Source organism: Streptomyces sp. NPDC003943 (genome assembly GCF_053605265.1).
The window spans coordinates 97298-117286 of sequence record NZ_JBSGIW010000002.1 but is presented as its reverse complement, the minus strand read 5'-3'; the positions used below and the strand labels follow the sequence as shown (position 1 = coordinate 117286).

Here is a 19989-nt window from a genome sequence, read left to right as displayed (position 1 = left end):
GTCGGCTTAGTACCAGCCGTGGGTCTGCCAGAAGCTCCAGGCGGCGTTCGGGGAGCCGTAGCGCTCGTTCATGTAGTTGAGACCCCACTTGATCTGGGTCGCGGGGTTCGTCTTCCAGTCGGCACCGGCCGAGGCCATCTTGGAGCCCGGCAGGGCCTGGACCAGGCCGTAGGCACCGGAGGACGAGTTGGTGGCGGTGTGGTTCCAGCCGGACTCGTGCTCGACGATCTTGCTGAAGGACGCGAACTGCGCCGGCGGGACGATCTGGCGGGCGATCTCCTGCTCCGTGGCGGCCGAGGCCGTACCGGTCGTGCCGAGCACCGCGCCGGACGCGCCGATGAGGACGGCGGCGGAGACGGCGAAGGTCTTCTTGCGGGCGTTGACACGAGTGGCGATCGAGCGGAACAAAGCGTCTTACCTAACGTCGGGGGCAAAGGTCGCGCCGGGCGTTTTCGGCATGCCGGAACCAGGGCCCGGGAGACCCGGGAACTGGGGGGAACCGGCCTGCCGTGATGCTCTCGGACGAGAAGTCCCGAGCACCGGCTGCCTGGCGACGTCCACCAGAGAAGCAGCCCGGCGAGGCCGTGGCAACGACCCCGTGTACGAGGTCGGTTCGGAGGTCGGGGGTGCGGGGCCGGGCCGCCGTGATATGTCCAGCCCATGACATAACCGCAGCTCATGGCCGCGTATGGGTGGATTTGGGTGGTCTCGCCCCGGTCTACTATTCCGGTTCGGACGTGACGTGGGTCCTATGAGGGGCCTCACCCCGGGGGGCCCTCCCAGGGGCCTCGAATGTGACCTGGGCCTCGAAGTTCGCCCGCCGCGTGGCCCTGCGCAGCGCCCTCAGGAGCGCACCGCCGGTGGTGAGCGTCAGGACGACGGTGAGCAGCGCCCGGCCCAGGTCCCAGCCGAGCGAGGTGGCGGCCACGTACGCCACGAACCGCACCAGGTTCTCCCGCACCGGATCCCCCGGCTGGAACGAGATCCCCTGGCCCATGCCGCCGACCGTCACCCAGCCGTAGAGGTTGGTGACCGTGCCGTACGCGAACGCCGCCACGAAGCCGTACGCCGCGAGCAGCAGCCGCTCGCCCCTGCCCCGCAGCCGCTCCGCCCCCGGCAGCAGACCCGCGCCCATCGCGAACCAGCCCATCGCCAGCATCTGCGTCGGCAGCCACGGCCCCACCCCGCCCGTGAGCAGCGCCGACGCGAACATCGTCACCGCCCCGAGCACGAAGCCGAAGCCCGGCCCGAGCACCCGGCCGCTCAGCACCATCAGGAAGAACATCGGCTCCAGGCCCGCCGTCCCCGCCCCGATCGGCCGCAGCGCCGCCCCCACTGCGGCCAGCACCCCCAGCATCGCCACCGCCTTCGCGTCCATCCCGCAGTCGGCGATCGTCGCCACGACGACGGCGATGAGCAGCGGCAGCATCAGCGCGAAGAACCACGGTGCGTCGGCGGCGTGGTCCGTGAGCGCGGAGCCCGCGTCGGCGAAGAGGGGCCAGCCGACGGCGATCAGACCGACGACGGAGACGAGGACGAGGGCGGCGATCGAGCGGGGCCCGAGCCGGACGGGACGCGAGCTCATGCGCGCAGCGCCTCCTCCACCTGCTCCACCGTGAGCCACGGCTCCGGCGCCAGGATCTTCGCCACCTGCGGTGAGAACGCCGGCGAGGACACGACCACCTCGGCCGTCGGCCCGTCCGCCACCACCTCACCGCCCGCGACGATCACGACACGGTCAGCGAGCTCCGCGGCCAGCTCCACGTCGTGCGTGGCGAGCACGATGGCGTGGCCGTCCGCCGCGAGGGCGCGCAGTCGCGTGACGAGACGGGCTTTCGCCGCGTAGTCCAGACCACGGGTCGGCTCGTCGAGCAGGAGGAGCGGCGGGCGCGCGGTCAGTACGACGGCGAGCGCGAGGGCGAGTCGCTGCCCCTCGGACAGGTCCCGCGGATGCGTCCCGTCCGCGACGCCGGGCAGCAGCTCGGACACCAGGGCCCGGCAGCTCCCGGGCGCGGCGCCCGCGTCCTGGTCGGCCGCCGCGCACTCGGCGGCGACGGTGTCCGCGCAGAGCAGGTCCCGCGGCTCCTGCGGCACGAGCCCCACGTGCCTGATCAGCGCGCGCGGGTCCGTGGCGTGCGGGGTGAGCCCCGCGACCCGCACGGCCCCGCCCGTCGGTGCGATCATCCCGACGAGCGTCCCGAGCAGCGTCGACTTGCCGGCCCCGTTGCGCCCCATGAGCGCGACGGTCTCGCCGGGGTGGACCTGGAGGTCGACGCGGCGGAGGGCCTCGACGCGGCCGCGGCGGACGGCGAGCCGGGTGACGGAGAGGAGGGGGGAGGCGGGGTCGGCGGGGGCGGGGGTGGCGGGCTTGGTGCGCCGCCGTCCGAACAGGCGAATTCCCCCACCCAGCCCCTTACCGAACCGGGGCTCCGCCCCAGACCCCGCCGGCTGCGAACGCAGCCCCGCCGGCGTTCGAGGCGCGGGGGTCCGGGGGAGGAGCCGCTCCTTCAACCCGTCCGCCCGCCTCCGCGCGTCCCGCACGGTCAGCGGCAGCGGGTCCCAGCCCGCCGTGCGGCCCAGCGCCACCACCGGCGGATGCACCGGCGACACCGCCATGATCTCGGCCGGAGGGCCCATCACGGCCTCCGGAAGGAGCAGCACCTGGTCCGCGTACTGGACCACCCGTTCCAGGCGGTGCTCAGCCATCAGCACCGTCGTGCCCAGGTCGTGCACCAGCCGCTGCAGCACGGCCAGTACGTCCTCCGCCGCCGACGGATCGAGCGCCGAGGTCGGCTCGTCCAGGACCAGCACCTTCGGGTGCGGGGTGAGCACGGAACCGATCGCGACCCGCTGCTGCTGGCCGCCGGACAGCGTGGCGATCGGCCGGTCCCGCAGCTCCGCGAGGCCGAGCAGGTCCAGGGTCTCCTCCACGCGCCGCCGCATGACGGCGGGCGCGAGGCCGAGCGACTCCATGCCGTACGCGAGCTCGTCCTCGACGGTGTCCGTGACGAAGTGGGCGAGCGGGTCCTGTCCGACCGTGCCCACGACGTCGGCCAGCTCGCGCGGCGGATGCGTCCGGGTGTCCCTGCCGTCGACCGTGACGCGGCCCCGCAGGGTGCCGCCGGTGAAGTGGGGGACGAGACCGGAGACGGCGCCGAGCAGGGTGGACTTGCCGACGCCCGACGGGCCGACGAGGAGGACCAGCTCGCCCTCGGGCACGACGAGGTCCACGTCCTTCAGCGTGGGCGCGGCCTCGCCGTCGTACGTCACCGAGACGTTCTCGAAACGGATCACCGGTTCGCCTCCTTCGGATCCTTCGGCACCGGGGCCACGAACGCGGGCAGCAGACCGAGCAGCACGGACACCGCCGGCCACACCGGCAGCTGCGGGGCTTCCAGGGGTACGACCCCGGGATGCAGGGCCTCCGGCGCCACCGACCCTGCCCGGATCATCGCCACCGCCACGGCGACGCCCGAGCCGGCGACGAGCCAGGCCCGCGCGCCCCACCGGTCCGGCCGGTAGCGGGTACGGGCGGCGCGCCGCCCGCCGAGCCGCAGACCCGCGAAGGCGGCGACGAGCCCGGCCACGAGCAGCGGCAGCGCGTAGCCCGCGCCTTCGGCGGCGAGCAGCCCGTAGGAACCGGCGCACACGCCGAGCAGCCCGCCGAGGGTGAGGACGTTGGTGGTGCGCCGGACGGCGGGCGGGACCTGGGCCGTACGGCCGTAGCCCCGCGCGTCCATGGACGCGGCGATGGCGACCGACCGTTCCAGGGCGCCTTCGAGCACGGGCAGCCCGATCTGCAGGAGGGCGCGGACCCCGCCCGTGGGACGGCCGCGCAGCCGGCGGGCGGTGCGCAGGCGCAGCACGTCGGCGACGAGGTTCGGGGCGAAGGTCATGGCGACCACGACGGCGACCCCGGCCTCGTACAGCGCGCCCGGCAGCGACTTGAGCAGCCGCGCCGGGTTGGCGAGGGCGTTCGCCGCGCCGACGCAGATGAGCAGGGCGGCCAGCTTCAGGCCGTCGTACAGGGCGAAGACGACCTGCTCGGCGGTGACCCGGCCGCCGATCCGCACACCCTGCGCCCAGTCGGGCAGCGGCAGTTCGGGCAGCGTGAAGAGGAGCCGCGAGCCGGGGATCGGCGATCCGAGGACGAGCGAGAAGACGACGCGCAGGGCGACGACGAACAGGCCGAGCTTGACGAAGGCGCCGTACGAGCGGGCCCAGGGCGCGTCCGTACGGCGGGCCGCCACGACATAACCGGCGACGCCGACGATCAGGCCGAGGAGGAGCGGGTTGGTGGTGCGGGAGGCGGCCACGGCGAGGCCGAGCGCCCAGAGCCACCAGGCGCCGGGGTGCAGGGCGTTGGAACGGTTCGCCTCGGGGGCGCGCAGCGGCGTCATCCGCGACGGCGGCGGGCCTGCCAGACGCCGGCGGCGCCGAGCAGGAGCACGGCGGCCCCGCCCGCGACGAGCCCGAGGGACGGACCACCGGAGGAGCCGCCGGCCTCCGAGGCCGCGGGCTTCGCCGAGGGATTCGCGGAAGCCGTCGTGGCCGTCGACACCTGCTCCCCGCACCCCTTCGCCGGATATCCCGCGATCCCGCACAGCAGCGCGTTCGTGTCGTACCGCAGCGGCTTCGCGACCTCCGCCAGCGCCTCCGCCGCCGAGGCGTCCTCGCGGACCCGCGGGCAGCCGGTCCGCAGGCCGGGCCGCGGCGGGGTCTCGCCGGCGGCGGCGTCCTCGGGGCGGCCGAAGTCGATGACGACGGCGACCCGCTTGGTGCCGGCCCGCTCCGGCACGCCCGCGCACAGCCGCGCGAAGTCGGGCCGGGCGGAGGGGCGCGCGGCGTCGTTCGAGTCCTGGCTGACCGCGAAGCGGAAGCCGATGACGTCGCCGTCGGCGGGGCGGGCGCTCGCGGGGCCCTGGGTGGCGTAGGCCCACGTACCGCCCTTGCCGCCGCCGTCCCAGAAGGACCAGTAGCGGTAGCCGACGGCCTGGGCGGGCGCGGCCGCCGCGACGGACATCAGCAGGGCGGCCGCGCCCACCGCGAGCGTCGACCTCACTTCTTGCGGCCGCTCAGGAGGAAGCCGATGCCGACGCCGACGACCATGCCGATGCCGATGATCCACCACACGTCGAAGCCGCCCTCGTCGTCGCCCGCGCCGGCCGACGCCGCCGAGTTGTCGGGGGCCTTCGGGGCCGGACCGGTGGCGTTGAGCTGCTCGATCAGGTCGGCGGTGCCGAAGCTGCGCGGGTCGGTGTCCATGGCGTGCGCGGCGAAGACCAGCTGGGCGTACGCGGCGGGGCCGCCGGTCTTGGCCCAGGGCGCCGAGTTCTTCTCCAGCCAGGCGAGGGCGCCGGTGGCCTCCTTCTTCGCCCCGGCGGCGGCGAGCGCGACGACGGCGTCGGCGGTGTTGCCGTAGTCGGGCAGCTCGCCGGTCTCCGCGGCGCCGGGCAGCGGCGGGGTGGAGAGGTGCGGGTTCTTGGCGAGCTGGGCGGCGAGCCAGGCGGCGCCGTTGCGGGCGGCCTGGTCGGGTGCCGGCTTGGCGGCGTCCGTGCAGACCGGCGGCTGCTCGGGGTCGGCGCCGCGCGCGGTGATGCCCTTGCCGAGACCGGCGAGGGTGGCGGCGGCGGTCGCGTCGGCGTTGGCGAGGAGCTTGCCGGTCTTGTCGGGCTGGTACGCGAAGGCTCCGGCGCCGCCGTCCTTCACGGCCGCGCCCGCGCAGGGCAGGGCGAAGGTGAGGAGGGCGTCGTACGGGTTCCTGCCGGAGGCGGACCTGACGTCGGCGGGCCGGACGCCGGCGGAGGCGAGGGAGCCGATGACGACGGAGGTGGAGTTGGCGTCGCTGGCGGAGCCGGGGTTGTAGCTCCAGCCGCCGTCCTTGTTCTGCACGCTCTTCAGCCAGGCGGCGCCGGCCTTGGCGGCCTGCGTGGTCTTCTCCGGGGCGGCGGACTGGCGGGCCACGGCGCCGAGGGCCTGGACGGCGACGGCGGTGGCGTTGGTGTCGAGCATCGTCTTCGCGTCGCAGGGCTTGGCCGGCTCGGGGCGGTACGAGGCGAAGGCGCCGTTGGCGCACTGCTGGCCGAGCAGCCAGTTCACGGCCTGGTCGGCGGGCTGGATGCCGGAGGTGCGCTGGGCGAGGAAGGCGAGCGACTGGCGCCAGACGCCGTCGTAGGTGGGGTCGCCCGTGCCGTAGAGACCGGCGGGGACCTTCACGGGGACGGGGGAGGGCGTCGGCGCGGGCGCGGCGGCGGCCACTCCGGCGGCGGTGGTGCTGAGCACGGCACCGGCCGCGAGTGCGGCGGCGGCGCGGCGAACGCTGATCATGGGTCCCTCTCCTGCGGGCACCGGACACCGGCACCCGGGGAGCCAGCCTCCGGCGCCGTTCTCCTCGACGGTGCCGGCGCTCACGTCCCGTACCGGGCATTCCGACTCGCCACTGGTGACGGTGGCTCACGGCTGCGGGACAGTGCCGGTTTCCCACCGGCTTCCCCCTGTACGGGCATGACGACGGCCGCCCACTTTACCGGCCGGGCCCCGGGCGCCTCCCGGCGCCGTACCCCACACGCCACGGCCCCGGGCGCCCCCCTCGGCGCCTTGGCTCACACCGCCACGTACCGCACCGGCTCCGTCCCCGGCACCGCCTCCGCCCGTCCCGCCTTCACCAGGCGCCGCACATGGGCCTCGGCCTCGCTGACGGCGATGTTGCGCGAGCCGTGCGGGATGCGGTCCCAGGGGCGGTTCCACTCCATGCGCTCGGCGAGCTGCCAGGGGGTGAGCGGGGTGGCGAGGAGGGCGAGCAGGTCGGCGAGCCGGGCCTCGTGATGGGCGAGGAGTTCGCGGACGCGGCCGGCGGCGTCGGGGAAGGCGTGCTGGTGGGCGGGGAGCACCTCGGCGACGCCGAGGCGGCCGATGCGTTCCAGGGAGTCGAGGTAGTCGCCGAGGGGGTCGGTGTTGGCGGCATCGTCGGGGTCCTCGTAGAGCCCGATGTGGGGGCTGATCCCGGGCAGCAGGTGGTCGCCGGAGAAGAGCCGGCCGTGGCCGGGCAGGCCGGCCGGGTGGGCCTCCTCCAGGTGGAGGCAGACGTGGCCCGGGGTGTGGCCGGGGGTCCAGACGGCGCGCAGCCGTCGGCCGGCCAGGTCGAGGAGTTCGCCGGGCACGATCTCGCGGTCTGGCAGGGCGGAGCGCAGCCCGGGCAGCGTGCGCGTCCGGCCGTCGCGGCGGGCGCCGCGGGCGGCGAGCAGCGGGGCGGTGTGCTCCTCGGGGGCGCCGACGGCCTGGAGCTTGCGGGTCAGATAGCCGAACCAGGTGCCGGGCTCGGCCTCGCGGGTGCGGCGGACGACGGCGATGTCGGCGGCGTGCATGGCGATCCAGGCGCCGGACTCCTCCCGGACCCGGCCGGACAGGCCGTGGTGGTCGGGGTGGTGGTGGGTGACGACCACGCCGTGCACGTCCCGTACGCCGAGCCCCAGGGCGGCGAGCCCACCCGTGAGCTCGGCCCATGACCCGGGGTCGTCCCAGCCGGTGTCGACGAGGACGGGCCCGCGGGCGGTGTCGACGACATGGACGAGGGTGTGGCCGAGCGGGTTGTCCGGGATGGGCACCCGAAGGGACCAGACGCCGCCGCCGTGGTCCGTCACCGTCTCGGTCACCTGCGTCATGAGCGTCCTCATCTCTGCGTACCGGTACGGCCGTTGACCACTATAACGAGAACTGACGGATCGTCAGGCAGATGCAAGCCGCATTACCGAGGGTGACGCCCCATTGGTCCGAACGTCGGATTTCGCGCATAAGTCCGCACGTGGCGTGACATGGATGTCGTGCCCCAGCGTCCACACTCAACGGAGAGTCCATGCGTCGCGCATTCGCCACGGCCCTCATGGCGGCGGCGGTAACCGTTGCCGGCATGGCGACGGCCACGGCCGACAGTCCTCACTTCATCGGTGACGTCACCTGTACCAAGTCCCTCACCAGCGGTCTCACCTGCACCGGCAAGGCGGCCGGCCTGGGCAGCAGCCCGACCGACGCCTTCCTCACGGCGTCCGCCGTCGACGCCGAGTACGTGTGCGTCAACAAGGGCGGCAACGTCGCGCCCGGCCAGGGCACCGAGACCCAGAACGTGAAGGGCCCGACCAGGACGATCCAGCCTCACAACGGCCAGATCACCTTCACGGCGACGCTCCCGGCGCCGAGCACGCCGAGCGCCAAGGACGTGTGCCCCAACGGCAACTGGACGGTGCACCTGCTGCACCTGACGTACAGCAACGTCACGGTGCACATCCAGCAGAACGGCGTGGACCTCCTCACCCGGAACCTCGGCGTCATCGACCCGTGATCCCGTCGGTCACGGCCGAGCCGGAAGGCCCCCCCCGCACGGGGGGCCTTCCGGCCGTTTCGGCCCTCGCCGTGGCCTGGCGCCCTGGAACTAGAACTGGTATCAGTTCTGAAACACCGTCAGAAGAGGCGTGGGTTCCGGGAGGCAGTCGGTCATGACCGAGCTTGTGGAGCACGGAGAACTGTTCATCGGCGGCGAGTTGACCGAGCCCCTGGGTGGCGAGGTCATCGAGGTGGTCTCCCCGCACACGGAGGAGGTCATCGGCCGCGTCCCGCACGCCTCCGAGGCCGACGTCGACCGGGCCGTCGCCGCCGCGCGCCGGGCCTTCGACGAGGGGCCGTGGCCGCGGGCCACGCTGGAGGAGCGGATCGAGGTCGTCGGCCGGATCAAGGACGCGATCGCCGTACGGCACGAGGAGATCGCGCGCTCGATCAGCGCCCAGAACGGCTCCCCGTACTCCTGGTCCGTCCTCGCCCAGGCGCTCGGCGCGATGATGGTGTGGGACTCGGCGATCACGGTCGCCCGGCAGTACGCCTACGAGGAGCGGCGCCCCGGTGTCCTCGGGCCGCTGCTCGTGCGGCGCGAGCCGGTCGGGGTGGTCGCGGCGGTCGTGCCCTGGAACGTGCCGCAGTTCACCGCCGCCGCCAAGCTCGGGCCCGCGCTGCTCGCGGGCTGCACGGTGATCCTCAAGCCGTCGCCGGAGTCGCCGCTCGACTCGTACATCCTCGGCGAGATCGCGGCGGAGGCCGGGCTGCCGGAGGGAGTGCTCAGCATCCTTCCCGCGGACCGGGAGGTCAGCGAGTACCTGGTCGGGCATCCGGGCGTCGACAAGGTCTCCTTCACCGGCTCGGTCGCGGCCGGCAAGCGCGTGATGGAGGTCGCCTCCCGCAACCTCACCCGGGTCACCCTCGAACTCGGCGGCAAGTCCGCGGCCGTCGTCCTGCCGGACGCCGACCTGGCGGCGGCGGTCGCCGGGATCGTCCCGGCCGCGTGGATGAACAACGGCCAGGCGTGCGTCGCCCAGACCCGGATCCTCGTCCCGCGCTCCCGCTACGAGGAGACCGCGGAGGCGTTCGCGGCGGCGGCCGGCGCGCTCGTGGTCGGCGACCCGCTCGACCCGGCCACCCAGGTCGGCCCGCTCGTCGCCCGCCGCCAGCAGCAGCGCTCCCTCGACTACATCGGCATCGGCCAGGCCGAGGGCGCCAAGCTCCTCACCGGCGGCGGCCGCCCGGCCGGCCTGGACCGCGGCTGGTACGTCGAACCGACCCTCTTCGGCGGCGTCGACAACTCCATGCGGATCGCCCGCGAGGAGATCTTCGGCCCGGTCATCTGCCTCCTCCCGTACGGGGACGAGGCCGACGCCCTGCGGATCGCGAACGACTCCGACTACGGCCTCTCCGGCAGCGTCTGGACCGCCGACGTCGAACACGGCATCGACTTCGCCCGCGGGGTCCGCACCGGCACCTTCAACGTCAACACCTTCAGCCTCGACATGCTCGGCCCCTTCGGCGGCTACAAGAACTCCGGCCTGGGCCGCGAGTTCGGCCCCGAGGGCCTCTCCGAGTACCTGGAACACAAGATGATCCACCTCCCGGCCGGCTACGCGGCCCCGGGGAGTGGTGCCTGATGGGCGACCGCTGGCACGTCGAGGTCGACCGCACCGTCTGCATCGGCTCCGGCATGTGCCTCAACCACGCCCCCGGCGCCTTCCGCCTCGACACCGCCCGCCAGTCCCACCCCCTCGACCCCGACCCCGACGCGAACGAGCAGGTCCTGGCGGCGGCGGAGGGCTGCCCGGTGGAGGCGATCACGATCACCCTGGCGGACGGCGGGGAACAGGTCTTCCCGCCCGAGGACTAGGGCCGGAGGACCGGTTCCCGTATGCAAAACTACTCCCTTGGTCACGGGGGCAAGGGGCCTTCGTGCGCACGTATTTGGGAGAGTTGTGCGCAAGGCGAATTGGGTGGCCGCGGCCGCCGGTGTGGTGCTGCTGGTCGCCGGCTGCGGAAGCAACGGCGGGTCGGACAAGGGCGGTTCGGACAAGGGGAACACGTCCGTGACGTCGGGCGGTTCGACCGGTGGCTCGCAGACGGGCGGCGGCGAGGAGCTGACGGCCGAGGCCGTGAAGAAGGAGATCGAGACCGCGGCCACCGGCGCCGGCTTCACGCAGGACGCCTCCGGCGACAAGGTGCCGGCCGGCACGGAGCAGTGCATGGTCATGTGGACCGCCGACTCCGCGAAGGCCGCCGACCAGAAGAAGTCCTACAAGGAGACCGTCACGGCCCTCGGCCAGGCCGGCTGGAACATCGACAAGAACTTCGAGCAGAGCGGCTCGACCATCAAGAGCCTCAGCAAGGGCACCTGGCTGCTCAAGGCCAGCGACCACAGCATGGGCATGCTCAAGATGGACATGTTCATCGCCACCGACGCCAAGCCCGAGTGCGAGGCCGCGCTCAAGGCCGCCGGCCCGCAGAAGACCCCCTGACGCCCCGCGGCGGGAGGTCAGCCGCGCCCGTGCCCCTCGGGGCGCGCGGGCGCGGCCCCCGGCGCCGTCAGGTCGATCAGCCGGCACACCGTCTCGATGTCGATCTTCACCTGTGCGATCGACGCCCGCCCCGACAACCATGTGATCAGCGCCGAGTGCCACGTGTGCTCGATCACCCGCACCGCCGACAGCTGCTCCGGCGTCGGATGCTCCGCCCCCATCGCGTCCAGGATGATCGCGGTCGTCAGCCGTGACACCGTATCCACCTCGGGGCTCACGCTCCGGTCCGCGAAGGTCAGCGCCCGCACCATCGCGTCCGCGAGCTGCGGCTCGCGCTGCAGCGCCCGGAAGGCCCGCATCAGCGTCTCCGCCACCCGCTCCGCCGGGTCCGCGCCCGCCGGCGGCCGCTTCCGCAGCGTGCTGTGCATGTGCTGGAGCTGGTCCTGCATGGTCGCGACCAGCAGATGGATCTTCGACGGGAAGTAGCGGTAGAGCGTGCCGAGCGCGACCCCGGCCGCCTCCGCGACCTCCCTCATCTGGACGGCGTCGAAGCCGCCCCGCCCGGCGAGCTGCGCACTGGCCTGCAGGATGCGCCGCCGACGGGCCTCCTGGCGCTCTGTCAGGGGCGGTGACGCAGGTCTGGCTTCCGCGGTCATGGGTCCCGTTCCGTGCGGTGTCAGTGCGGTGTCGGTGCGGTGTCTCCGACCGGAGTCAGTGCGGTGTCCGTGCGGTGTGCGTGCCGTGTCCGTGCCGTGTCCGTGCCGGTGGAGGGGCGACAGTATGGCGGGTCGGCGGCCGTGGCGCGAATCACCTGACGCGCCTCTTACGGGTGAGCTACCTGCCGGTAGATTCAGTGCTCCTCGCAGGATCGATCTATAACTTGTTCTAGGTTAGCGCGGGCGGTTACGCTCCCGCGAAACGCACGCTCGAAGGGGGTCCCAGTTGACCGCGGAGGCCATAGAGGCGAGCCCCCGGCAGGGCGGCACCACCGCGGACGGCGACCGTCCGTTGCGGATCGCTCTCCTCACGTACAAGGGGAACCCGTTCTGCGGCGGCCAGGGCGTCTACGTCCGCCACCTCTCCCGGGAACTCGCCCGCCTCGGCCACACCGTCGAGGTCGTCGGTTCCCAGCCGTACCCCACCCTCGACGAGGGCGTCCCGCTCACCGAGATCGCCAGCCTCGACCTCTACCGGCAGCCCGACCCCTTCCGCACGCCCGCGCGCGAGGAGTACCGGGACTGGATCGACGCCCTCGAGGTCGGCACCATGTGGACCGGCGGCTTCCCCGAGCCGCTCACCTTCTCGCTCCGGGCCCGGCGCATGCTCGCCGCCCGCCGCGGCGACTTCGACGTGATCCACGACAACCAGACGCTCGGTTACGGGCTCCTCGGCGGCCCGCGCGCCCTCGGCGCCCCGCTCGTCACCACGATCCACCACCCCATCACCGTCGACCGGCAGCTCGAACTCGACGCCGCCGCCGACTGGAAGCGCCGCGCCTCCGTCCGCCGCTGGTACGCCTTCACCCGCATGCAGAAGCGGGTCGCCCGCCGGCTGCCCTCCGTCCTCACCGTCTCCGGCACCTCGCGCCAGGAGATCGTCGAGCACCTGGGCGTACGCGAGGACCGCATCCGGGTCGTCCACATCGGCGCCGACACCGAGCTGTGGTCCCCGGACCCGTCCGTCGCCGAGGTCCCCGGCCGGATCGTCACCACCTCCAGCGCCGACGTCCCGCTCAAGGGCCTGGTCTTCCTGATCGAGGCGCTCGCGAAGCTCCGCACCGAGCAGCCCGACGCCCACCTCGTCGTCGTCGGCAGGCGCGCCGAGGACGGGCCGGTCGCCCAGGCCATCGAGCGGTACGGGCTCGACGGCGCCGTCCGCTTCGTCAAGGGCATCAGCGACGCCGAGCTCGTCGACCTCTACCGCTCCGCCCAGGTCGCCTGCGTGCCCTCGCTCTACGAGGGCTTCTCGCTGCCCGCCGCCGAGGGCATGGCCACCGGCACCCCGCTGGTCGCCACCACCGGCGGCGCGATCCCCGAGGTCGCCGGGCCCGACGGCGAGACCTGCCTCGCCGTGCCGACGGGCGACGCGGGTGCGCTGGCCGTGGCGCTCGGACGGGTGCTGGGGGACGCCGAGCTGCGGGCGCGGCTGGGCCGGGCCGGCCGGGAGCGCGTGCTGGCCAACTTCACCTGGGCGCGCGCCGCCCAGGGCACCGCCGAGCTGTACCGCGAGGCCCTCGCCGGACAAGGTGCGGCCCGGAGCCGTACCGCCGCGGCCCCTCGCCCCTGAAACACCCACGCCGCCGCCCCCCACACACCGCGGTATCGCCCCCGACAAAGCCTCTGAAAGGCAGACCCCGTGCTGACCGTCGACTTCACCCGCTTCCCGCTCGCCCCCGGCGACCGCGTGCTCGACCTGGGCTGTGGCGGGGGCCGGCACGCCTTCGAGTGCTACCGGCGCGGCGCCCGGGTCGTGGCCCTCGACCAGAACGGCGAGGAGATCCGCGAGGTCGCCAAGTGGTTCGCCGCCATGAAGGAGGCCGGCGAGGCCCCGGCCGGCGCGAGCGCCACCGCGATGGAGGGCGACGCGCTCAACCTGCCGTTCCCCGACGAGTCCTTCGACGTCGTCATCATCTCCGAGGTCATGGAGCACATCCCGGACGACAAGGGCGTGCTCGCCGAGATGGTCCGGGTCCTCAAGCCCGGCGGCCGGATCGCCGTCACCGTCCCGCGCTACGGCCCGGAGAAGGTCTGCTGGGCGCTGTCCGACGAGTACCACGAGGTCGAGGGCGGCCACATCCGCATCTACAAGGCCGACGAGCTCCTCGGCAAGATGCGCGAGGCCGGCCTCAGGCCGTACGGCACCCACCACGCCCACGCCCTGCACGCGCCGTACTGGTGGCTCAAGTGCGCGTTCGGCGTGGACAACGACAAGGCGCTGCCGGTCCGCGCGTACCACAAGCTGCTCGTCTGGGACATCATGAAGAAGCCCGCCGTGACCCGGATCGCCGAGCAGCTGCTCAACCCGGTCGTCGGCAAGAGCTTCGTCGCCTACGCGACCAAGCCCCACCTGCCGAAGGCCGACGCCGCCGTGGACGCCACCGACGCCGCCGTGGACGCCACCGACGCCGCGAAGGCCGACGCCAAGTGACGAGCCCCGAGCGGATGGCGGAGCACCTGGTGCTCCCCGGCGTCCTGACCGCCGAGCAGGCCGCGGAGACCGTGACCGGCATCCTCTCCGCACAGCGCGAGGACGGCGCCATACCGTGGTTCCGCGGTCACCACCTCGACCCCTGGGACCACACCGAGGCCGCGATGGCCCTGGACACGGCCGGCGAGCACGAGGCGGCACGGCGGGCGTACGAGTGGCTGGCCCGGCACCAGAACGGCGACGGCTCCTGGTACGCGGCCTATCAGGACGGCGACCCGGACGACGTCACCGACCGCGGCCGGGAGTCCAACTTCGTCGCGTACATAGCCGTCGGCGTCTGGCACCACTACCTGTCGACGGGCGACGACGCCTTCCTCGACCGCATGTGGCCCGTCGTCTTCGCGGCCGTCGAGTTCGTCCTCGGGCTCCAGCAGCCCGGCGGACAGATCGGCTGGAAGCGCGAGGCCGACGGCACGCCGGTGAACGACGCGCTGCTGACCGGCAGTTCGTCGATCCACCAGGCGCTGCGCTGCGCGCTCGCCATCGCCGACGAGCGCGAGGAGCCGCAGCCCGACTGGGAGTTGGCGGCCGGCGCGCTCGGCCACGCGATCCGCCGTCACCCGGAGCGCTTCCTCGACAAGTCCCGCTACTCGATGGACTGGTACTACCCGGTCCTCGGCGGCGCGGTGACCGGCGCGGAGGCGACGGCGCGGATCGAGGAGAAGTGGGACGACTTCGTCGTGCCCGGCCTCGGTGTGCGCTGCGTGCTGCCCAATCCCTGGGTCACCGGCGGCGAGAGCTGCGAACTCGCGCTCACGCTCTGGGCGATGGGGGAGTCGGACCGGGCCCTGGAGATCCTCCAGTCGATCCGGCACCTGCGGGCCGACAACGGCAACTACTGGACCGGTTACGTCTTCGAGGGCAACCGGGCCGTCTGGCCGGAGGAGCAGACCACCTGGACCGCGGGTTCGCTGCTGCTCGCGGTGGCGGCGCTCGGCGGCGAGGAGGCGACGGTCGCGGTCTTCGGCGGCGAGCGGCTGCCGCGGGGCCTGGAGCCCGACTGCTGTAAGTGACAGTTGTAGGTGCCTGTTACACCTGTTTGAGGCGCGAACTTTGTGCACGATGCACAAAACCGGCTGCTCAGCCGGTGGCGCGAAATCGCCCGCACGTGGCCCTAATATGTGCGTGTTCATGGCTGGCATGAACACGCATGACAGGAGTACCGGTCAAAGATGGACCGTGCGGGGTCGGTCAAGGACCTGGCAAGCGAACTGCTTGCCTTGAAGAAGGCGTCGGGATCGAGCTTCGCCCAGCTCAGCGAGAAGACGCACTACGCCAAATCGTCGTGGGAACGCTGGGTCAACGGCAAGCAGTTCCCGCCGCGAGACGCCGTCGAGAGCCTGGCCCGGCTCTGTGAGACGGACCCGGAGCCGCTGCTCGCGCTCTGGGACGAGGAGGAGGCGCGGCGTACCGCGCCCGAGCCGGAGGCCGATTCCCAGTCGGACCCCGAGTCCGTACCGGAGTCGGAGTCGGAGTCTGCGGAGGGTCGCAATCCGGCCAAGGGCCGCCGTCGCCGGACGCTGTGGGCCTCGCTCGGCCTCGCGGCGCTCCTGACGGCCGGCGCCGCCACGTACGCGGTCGTCGCCCTCACCGGCGACCCCGCGCCGCCCAAGCCCAAGCCGGTCGTGAAGGTCGCGGGCCCGGCCACCGGCTGCAAGCTCACCGGCTGCGAGGGCAAGGACCCGAAGAAGATGAACTGCGGAGCCGACGCGGTCACCGTCCGCACCGGCTCCATCCCCAAGGACCTCGTGATCGAGCTGCGCTACAGCCGCGCCTGCCAGGCCGCCTGGGGCCGCATCACCTTCGCCGAGATCGGTGCCACCGTCGTCGTCAACAACTCCGACGGCGCCGCCCAGGCCGATGTCGTCCACTACGACCGGGACGTCTACACGCCGCTGATCGCGGCACCGGACGACGGCTCGGTCTGGGTCTGCTCGGCCCTGCCCAAGAAGGGCGACAAGGACAGCGCGCCGACCTGTACGGGCCGCTTCATCCCGAGCCAGGAGAAGAACTCCTGACCTGCTGAGCCGACCGGCCGGGTCACCGGCCGGCCGACCGGTTGAACGAGCGGACCCCGGTGCACCCCTGTCGCACCGGGACCCGCCCATCTGTCGAGGCAAAGCCCCCGCAAGATCAACAATGACATCCGCGGCCGGTTCTCGCATTGGAAAAAACCGCACGGTTCGCGGAGAGCCCGCTCAGCCCGCGATCCAGGCGCTCGCCGTCTCCCGGCCCGCCAGGAACCGCCCCGGCGGCAGCCCCGTCAGGGCCTTGAACTCCCGGCTCAGGTGCGCTTGGTCGTAGAGCCCGCACTCCGCCGCCGTGTCCGCCGCCGGCGTGCCCGACGTGAGCAGCCGGATCGCCCTGTTGAGGCGCAGGACGCGGGCGAGCCGCTTCGGGCTGATGCCGAGCTGCTCACGGAAGCGGCTCTCCAGGTGCCGCATGCTCCAGCCCGTCTCGGACGCCACCTCGTGGATCGGAATCGCCCCGCCGGAGCGCTCCAGGACCCGCCACGCCTCCAGGACGGCAGGCGCGGGCCCGGGCGCCGCGGCCGCCTCCGCCGTCCAGCGCAGCAGCGTCGCGTCGAGCAGCGCGAACCGCTCCGGCCAGCCCGGCGCCTCCGCCAGGGCCTCGGCCAGGTGCCGGGCACGGGCGCCGAGCACGTCGGCCGGGTCGGCGAGCGCGTCGGCCAGCTCGCCGAGCGGGCTGCCGAACAGCCGGTACGCCGCCCAGGGCGCGAGCGCGAGCTCCACCCCGTACGCCTCGCCCCCGTGTCCGAGGACCCTCGCCCGGGTGTGCAGGCCCGACACGAGCGACCTGTGCCGCCCCACGCTCGTACCCCCGCCGGCACCGGCTCCGGAACCCCCGCCGGACCCCCCTCGGACCCGCAGCTCCCCGCCGAAGCCGATGAGCAGCGACACCCGCCCGCTCGGCACCACCAGACGCTCCTGCGGCACGCCCGCCGTCGTCCGGTACCCCCGGTACGTGCCGATGCCCGGCCGCAGCCGGGCGTCGGGCGCCCTGTAATACCACTGGCACCGGCCCCCACCGGTGCACACGCGGCTTCTGACCATCTATCCCTCGAACCTCTCGTTCCGCTCTCGGTGATCACTCTCCGAGGGGTCCGGCGGTGAGGGCCAGAGGTGTCGGCGTCCCAGGGACGCGGAGGGACGTCCCACGGCTCTGACCTGCGAGGATGTCCATCGGTGCGGGTGCAGGAAGGGACGGCGGAACCCGTACGGACTCACTCCGCTGGCACCCGCGGGGCCCCGGGGCCAGGCTGACGCCATGCCCACCGTGCCCCGTTTCCCGCGTGCCCGCCGCGCCCTCGTCGCCGTCCTCCTGTCCGGCGCGCTGCTCTCGACCACGGCCGCCTGCGGCGACGGCTCGCAGAACATGACGACGAGCGCCGACGTGCAGGCGACCGCGCCCGCGACCCCGACGGCGAGCGCGAGCTTCGAGAAGCAGAAGCTGGCCAAGACCCGCTTCGTGGCGAACGCGGGCCTCGCGGCGGGCGCCACGTACCAGTGGATCGTGAAGCCCTATCGCGCGGGCAAGTTCAAGAAGGGCGCCGACGGCCGCACCTTCGCCCTCGTCAAGGCGGGCCTCGCGGGCGCGTTCACCTACAACCGCCTCAAGGCGGCCGTGAACAACGCGAAGGGCGATCCGCTCCTGTCGAAGGCGGTCGCGCCGCTGAGCGCCGGCATCGAGTCGCTGAAGGGGCTCGGTACGAAGCTCCGCACGGGCGACGTGACCGACGGCGACGTCGGCGTCTTCGAGGGCGTCATCAACAGCGTGAAGAGCGCGGGGAAGAGCGCGGGCGCCGAGGTCGTCGACAAGGTGCCGAGCGCGTCCCAGCTCAGCGGCGGCTGAGCGCTCAGAGACCCAGTTCCGCGAGCGTCCGCAGGGTGGCCGGGTCCGGTGCCGTGACCAGCAGGTCCGTCACCGGGCCCTTCCGCCATTCCGCGAGCCGTTCCGCGATCCGCTCCCGCGGCCCAACGAGCGAGATCTCGTCCGCGAAGGCGTCCGGCACGGCCAGCACGGCCTCCTCGCGCCGCCCGGCCGCGAACAGCTCCTGGACGTGCCGGGCCTCCGCCTCGTACCCCATGCGCGCCATCAGGTCCGCGTGGAAGTTGCGGGCGGCGTGCCCCATGCCCCCGATGTAGAAGCCCAGCATCGCCTTGACCGGCAGCAGCCCCGCGGCGACGTCGTCGCACAGCTGCGCCCGGACCATCGGCGCGACCAGGAAGCCTTGCGGCAGCGCGCCCGGCAGTGCGTACACCTCGGCCCAGCGGCCCGGCGACCAGTACAGGGGCAGCCAGCCGTCGGCGATCCTGATCGTCTGCGCGATGTTCTTCGGGCCCTCGGCGCCGAGCAGCACGGGCAGGCCGGCGCGGAGCGGATGCGTGATCGGCTTGAGCGGCTTGCCGAGGCCGGTGCCGTCCGGGCCGGCGTACGGGTGCGGGTGGTAGCGCCCGTCGAGCGTGACGGGTCCCTCGCGGCGCAGCACCTGCCGCACCACGTCCACGTACTCCCGGGTCGCGGTGAGCGGCGAGCGCGGGAACGGGCGCCCGTACCAGCCCTCCACCACCTGCGGCCCGGAGAGCCCGAGCCCGAGCATCATCCGGCCGCCGGAGAGGTGGTCGAGCGTCAGCGCGTGCATCGCGGTCGCGGTCGGGGTCCTGGCGGCCATCTGCGCGACCGCCGTGCCCAGCCGGATCCGCGAGGTGTGCGCGGCGATCCAGGTGAGCGCGGTGAAGGCGTCGGATCCCCATGCCTCGGCCGTCCACACCGAGTGGTAGCCGAGCGCCTCGGCCTCGCGGGCGAGTTCGAGATGCGTGGGGGAGGGGCCGCGGCCCCAGTAGCCGAGGGCGAGTCCGAGTCGCATGCCGAGCAGCCTTTCTGACGATACGTCAGCCAAGTCGGCCAGGTCGGCACTGTACGACAACGGCCCCCCGCCCGGAAGGGATCCGGGCGAGGGGCCGTCGGGCGGCGGAGGTCAGCCGCGCTGGATGCCCGTCGTGTCCTGGAGCACACCGCGCCGGCCGTCCTGCGTCTGCGCCACCAGGGCCTGACCGCGCTGGTCGACCGCCAGGTACCAGGTGCCGGGCGCCAGCTCGGCGATCGGCGCGGCGCCGCCGTCCTCGCCGTAGAGCGGACGGGCCACCGGGACCGCGAACCAGAACGGCGCGAAGTCCGAAGCCGCCGGGGCCGGAGCGGGAGTCGCGGCCGGCGTCGGGGCCGGGGCCTGCGCGGCCTGCGGCTGGGCCTGGGCGGCCTGGGGCTGAGCGGACTGCGGCTGCGGCTGGGCACCGAAGGGCTGGCCGCCGCCGAGCGACGGGTCCGGCTGGGCCCCGTACGGCTGCTGCTGCGCGCCCGGGTAGCCGTAACCGCCCGGGACGCCCTGCTGGGCACCCGGCTGCATGCCGTACGGCTGCGGGGTCTGCGGCTTCGGCGCACCGACCAGCGGCGCCTGGAGCGCCGGGACCAGCGGGCCGGCCACCGCGGCGCCGGCGATGACGAGCGAGGCGATGAGGCCGAGGATCAGGCCGGCGCCGGCGTTGCCCGACTCGAAGACCCACATGAGCATGGACCACGCCGAGGCGACGGTGAAGGCCGCGCCGACCTGCCCGAGCTCCAGACCGACCACCTTGCGCGGCTGCGACTGCGGCAGTGCGCGCGTGAGGATCACGAGCGCGGCACCGGCGATGCCGAGGAAGACGGCACCCCAGCCGAGCGGGGAGACCTCCCACGAGTACGCGGAGTCGTACCCCTTGCACATGTCGTCCGGGCCGCTACAGCCGGAGATGCCGAGGAACGAGGCGATGAAAAGCAGCACCGCAGCACCGGCCAGCACGCCGTCGCCTCGGGTGAGGGAGCGGATATTCACGTAAGAATCCTTCGTCGGGTCGTCTCGTCGGGGTGGCGCGAAGCACGGGGGCGGCCCCATCGTACGGAAGCG

At 73.4% G+C, this 19989-nt stretch carries 20 protein-coding genes and 1 riboswitch; of the genes, 9 read left to right on the top strand and 11 right to left on the bottom strand.

Going from position 1 to position 19989, the window contains the following annotated elements; translation table 11 throughout:
- Window positions 1-6 precede the first annotated feature (6 nt).
- The 7 genes from ACWEV0_RS01615 to ACWEV0_RS01585 form a co-directional block, all read right to left on the bottom strand.
- Window positions 7-408, bottom strand: coding sequence for an aggregation-promoting factor C-terminal-like domain-containing protein (locus ACWEV0_RS01615; RefSeq protein WP_453145447.1), 402 nt, complete (start codon window positions 406-408; stop codon window positions 7-9).
- A 313-nt stretch (window positions 409-721) separates the two neighbouring features.
- Window positions 722-1585 carry an ECF transporter S component gene (locus ACWEV0_RS01610; RefSeq protein WP_453145445.1) on the bottom strand — a complete coding sequence of 288 codons (864 nt, stop codon included), beginning with the start codon at window positions 1583-1585 and terminating at the stop codon, window positions 722-724.
- A complete protein-coding gene (locus tag ACWEV0_RS01605) occupies window positions 1582-3294 on the bottom strand; it encodes an ABC transporter ATP-binding protein (RefSeq protein WP_453145443.1) in 1713 nt (570 codons plus the stop codon). The genes ACWEV0_RS01610 and ACWEV0_RS01605 overlap by 4 nt, the downstream gene beginning before the upstream one ends.
- Window positions 3291-4400 carry an energy-coupling factor transporter transmembrane component T gene (locus tag ACWEV0_RS01600; RefSeq protein WP_453145441.1) on the bottom strand — a complete coding sequence of 370 codons (1110 nt, stop codon included), beginning with the start codon at window positions 4398-4400 and terminating at the stop codon, window positions 3291-3293. The genes ACWEV0_RS01605 and ACWEV0_RS01600 overlap by 4 nt, the downstream gene beginning before the upstream one ends.
- Window positions 4397-5023: an SCO2322 family protein gene (locus ACWEV0_RS01595; protein ID WP_453145553.1), complete on the bottom strand. Its 627-nt coding sequence runs from the start codon at window positions 5021-5023 to the stop codon at window positions 4397-4399. The genes ACWEV0_RS01600 and ACWEV0_RS01595 overlap by 4 nt, the downstream gene beginning before the upstream one ends.
- A gap of 35 nt (window positions 5024-5058) precedes the next feature.
- Window positions 5059-6327, bottom strand: coding sequence for a prenyltransferase/squalene oxidase repeat-containing protein (locus ACWEV0_RS01590; protein ID WP_453145440.1), 1269 nt, complete (start codon window positions 6325-6327; stop codon window positions 5059-5061).
- A gap of 94 nt (window positions 6328-6421) precedes the next feature.
- Window positions 6422-6494, bottom strand: a riboswitch (cobalamin riboswitch).
- Window positions 6495-6602: 108 nt separating this feature from the next.
- Window positions 6603-7661, bottom strand: coding sequence for an MBL fold metallo-hydrolase (locus ACWEV0_RS01585; RefSeq protein ID WP_453145438.1), 1059 nt, complete (start codon window positions 7659-7661; stop codon window positions 6603-6605).
- Between the two features lie 245 nt (window positions 7662-7906).
- Here ACWEV0_RS01585 and ACWEV0_RS01580 point away from each other — a divergent pair, with 245 nt between their 5' ends.
- The 4 genes from ACWEV0_RS01580 to ACWEV0_RS01565 all read left to right on the top strand — a co-directional run bounded on the left by ACWEV0_RS01580 (window position 7907) and on the right by ACWEV0_RS01565 (window position 10820).
- Complete coding sequence (locus ACWEV0_RS01580) at window positions 7907-8335, top strand: hypothetical protein (protein ID WP_453145437.1); 429 nt, start codon at window positions 7907-7909, stop codon at window positions 8333-8335.
- A gap of 154 nt (window positions 8336-8489) precedes the next feature.
- The gene (locus ACWEV0_RS01575) at window positions 8490-9962 is read left to right on the top strand and encodes an aldehyde dehydrogenase (RefSeq protein WP_453145435.1); all 1473 of its coding nucleotides are present in this window, start codon (window positions 8490-8492) and stop codon (window positions 9960-9962) included.
- Window positions 9962-10195, top strand: a complete 234-nt coding sequence (locus ACWEV0_RS01570; protein ID WP_453145433.1) for a ferredoxin — start codon at window positions 9962-9964, stop codon at window positions 10193-10195. The genes ACWEV0_RS01575 and ACWEV0_RS01570 overlap by 1 nt, the downstream gene beginning before the upstream one ends.
- Before the next feature lie 85 nt (window positions 10196-10280).
- Window positions 10281-10820, top strand: coding sequence for a hypothetical protein (locus tag ACWEV0_RS01565; protein WP_453145431.1), 540 nt, complete (start codon window positions 10281-10283; stop codon window positions 10818-10820).
- Between the two features lie 17 nt (window positions 10821-10837).
- Here the strand turns inward: ACWEV0_RS01565 and ACWEV0_RS01560 are convergent, their stop codons facing one another.
- Window positions 10838-11476 carry a TetR family transcriptional regulator gene (locus ACWEV0_RS01560; protein WP_453145429.1) on the bottom strand — a complete coding sequence of 213 codons (639 nt, stop codon included), beginning with the start codon at window positions 11474-11476 and terminating at the stop codon, window positions 10838-10840.
- 286 nt (window positions 11477-11762) lie between these two features.
- On the opposite strand from ACWEV0_RS01560, the gene ACWEV0_RS01555 reads away from it, so the two are divergent.
- The 4 genes from ACWEV0_RS01555 to ACWEV0_RS01540 all read left to right on the top strand — a co-directional run bounded on the left by ACWEV0_RS01555 (window position 11763) and on the right by ACWEV0_RS01540 (window position 16045).
- Window positions 11763-13106 carry a glycosyltransferase family 4 protein gene (locus ACWEV0_RS01555; protein ID WP_453145427.1) on the top strand — a complete coding sequence of 448 codons (1344 nt, stop codon included), beginning with the start codon at window positions 11763-11765 and terminating at the stop codon, window positions 13104-13106.
- 69 nt (window positions 13107-13175) lie between these two features.
- Window positions 13176-13967, top strand: coding sequence for a methyltransferase domain-containing protein (locus ACWEV0_RS01550; protein ID WP_453145425.1), 792 nt, complete (start codon window positions 13176-13178; stop codon window positions 13965-13967).
- Window positions 13968-13981: 14 nt separating this feature from the next.
- Window positions 13982-15040, top strand: a complete 1059-nt coding sequence (locus ACWEV0_RS01545) for a prenyltransferase (protein WP_453145551.1) — start codon at window positions 13982-13984, stop codon at window positions 15038-15040.
- Window positions 15041-15199: 159 nt separating this feature from the next.
- Window positions 15200-16045, top strand: coding sequence for a DUF2690 domain-containing protein (locus ACWEV0_RS01540; protein WP_453145424.1), 846 nt, complete (start codon window positions 15200-15202; stop codon window positions 16043-16045).
- Window positions 16046-16225: 180 nt separating this feature from the next.
- On the opposite strand, the gene ACWEV0_RS01535 is transcribed toward ACWEV0_RS01540, so the two are convergent.
- Window positions 16226-16984, bottom strand: a complete 759-nt coding sequence (locus tag ACWEV0_RS01535; protein WP_453145422.1) for a helix-turn-helix domain-containing protein — start codon at window positions 16982-16984, stop codon at window positions 16226-16228.
- A 340-nt stretch (window positions 16985-17324) separates the two neighbouring features.
- Between ACWEV0_RS01535 and ACWEV0_RS01530 the strand changes: the two genes are divergently transcribed.
- A complete protein-coding gene (locus ACWEV0_RS01530) occupies window positions 17325-17900 on the top strand; it encodes a hypothetical protein (protein WP_453145550.1) in 576 nt (191 codons plus the stop codon).
- A 4-nt stretch (window positions 17901-17904) separates the two neighbouring features.
- On the opposite strand, the gene ACWEV0_RS01525 is transcribed toward ACWEV0_RS01530, so the two are convergent.
- Both ACWEV0_RS01525 and ACWEV0_RS01520 read right to left on the bottom strand, forming a co-directional pair.
- Window positions 17905-18915: an LLM class F420-dependent oxidoreductase gene (locus ACWEV0_RS01525; protein WP_453145420.1), complete on the bottom strand. Its 1011-nt coding sequence runs from the start codon at window positions 18913-18915 to the stop codon at window positions 17905-17907.
- A 111-nt stretch (window positions 18916-19026) separates the two neighbouring features.
- A complete protein-coding gene (locus tag ACWEV0_RS01520; RefSeq protein WP_453145419.1) occupies window positions 19027-19917 on the bottom strand; it encodes a DUF5336 domain-containing protein in 891 nt (296 codons plus the stop codon).
- Between the last annotated feature and the right edge of the window lie 72 nt (window positions 19918-19989).

Bases quoted from the DNA above. Each gene is read 5' to 3' on its own strand.
- ACWEV0_RS01610 (WP_453145445.1), bottom strand. From the start codon at position 1,585: ATGAGCTCGCGTCCCGTCCGGCTCGGGCCCCGCTCGATCGCCGCCCTC.
- ACWEV0_RS01560 (WP_453145429.1), bottom strand. From the start codon at position 11,476: ATGACCGCGGAAGCCAGACCTGCGTCACCGCCCCTGACAGAGCGCCAG.
- ACWEV0_RS01600 (WP_453145441.1), bottom strand. From the start codon at position 4,400: ATGACGCCGCTGCGCGCCCCCGAGGCGAACCGTTCCAACGCCCTGCAC.
- ACWEV0_RS01595 (WP_453145553.1), bottom strand. From the start codon at position 5,023: ATGTCCGTCGCGGCGGCCGCGCCCGCCCAGGCCGTCGGCTACCGCTAC.
- ACWEV0_RS01590 (WP_453145440.1), bottom strand. From the start codon at position 6,327: ATGATCAGCGTTCGCCGCGCCGCCGCCGCACTCGCGGCCGGTGCCGTG.
- ACWEV0_RS01540 (WP_453145424.1), top strand. From the start codon at position 15,200: ATGGACCGTGCGGGGTCGGTCAAGGACCTGGCAAGCGAACTGCTTGCC.
- ACWEV0_RS01545 (WP_453145551.1), top strand. From the start codon at position 13,982: ATGGCGGAGCACCTGGTGCTCCCCGGCGTCCTGACCGCCGAGCAGGCC.
- ACWEV0_RS01580 (WP_453145437.1), top strand. From the start codon at position 7,907: ATGGCGACGGCCACGGCCGACAGTCCTCACTTCATCGGTGACGTCACC.
- ACWEV0_RS01525 (WP_453145420.1), bottom strand. From the start codon at position 18,915: ATGCGACTCGGACTCGCCCTCGGCTACTGGGGCCGCGGCCCCTCCCCC.
- ACWEV0_RS01570 (WP_453145433.1), top strand. From the start codon at position 9,962: ATGGGCGACCGCTGGCACGTCGAGGTCGACCGCACCGTCTGCATCGGC.
- ACWEV0_RS01575 (WP_453145435.1), top strand. From the start codon at position 8,490: ATGACCGAGCTTGTGGAGCACGGAGAACTGTTCATCGGCGGCGAGTTG.
- ACWEV0_RS01585 (WP_453145438.1), bottom strand. From the start codon at position 7,661: ATGACGCAGGTGACCGAGACGGTGACGGACCACGGCGGCGGCGTCTGG.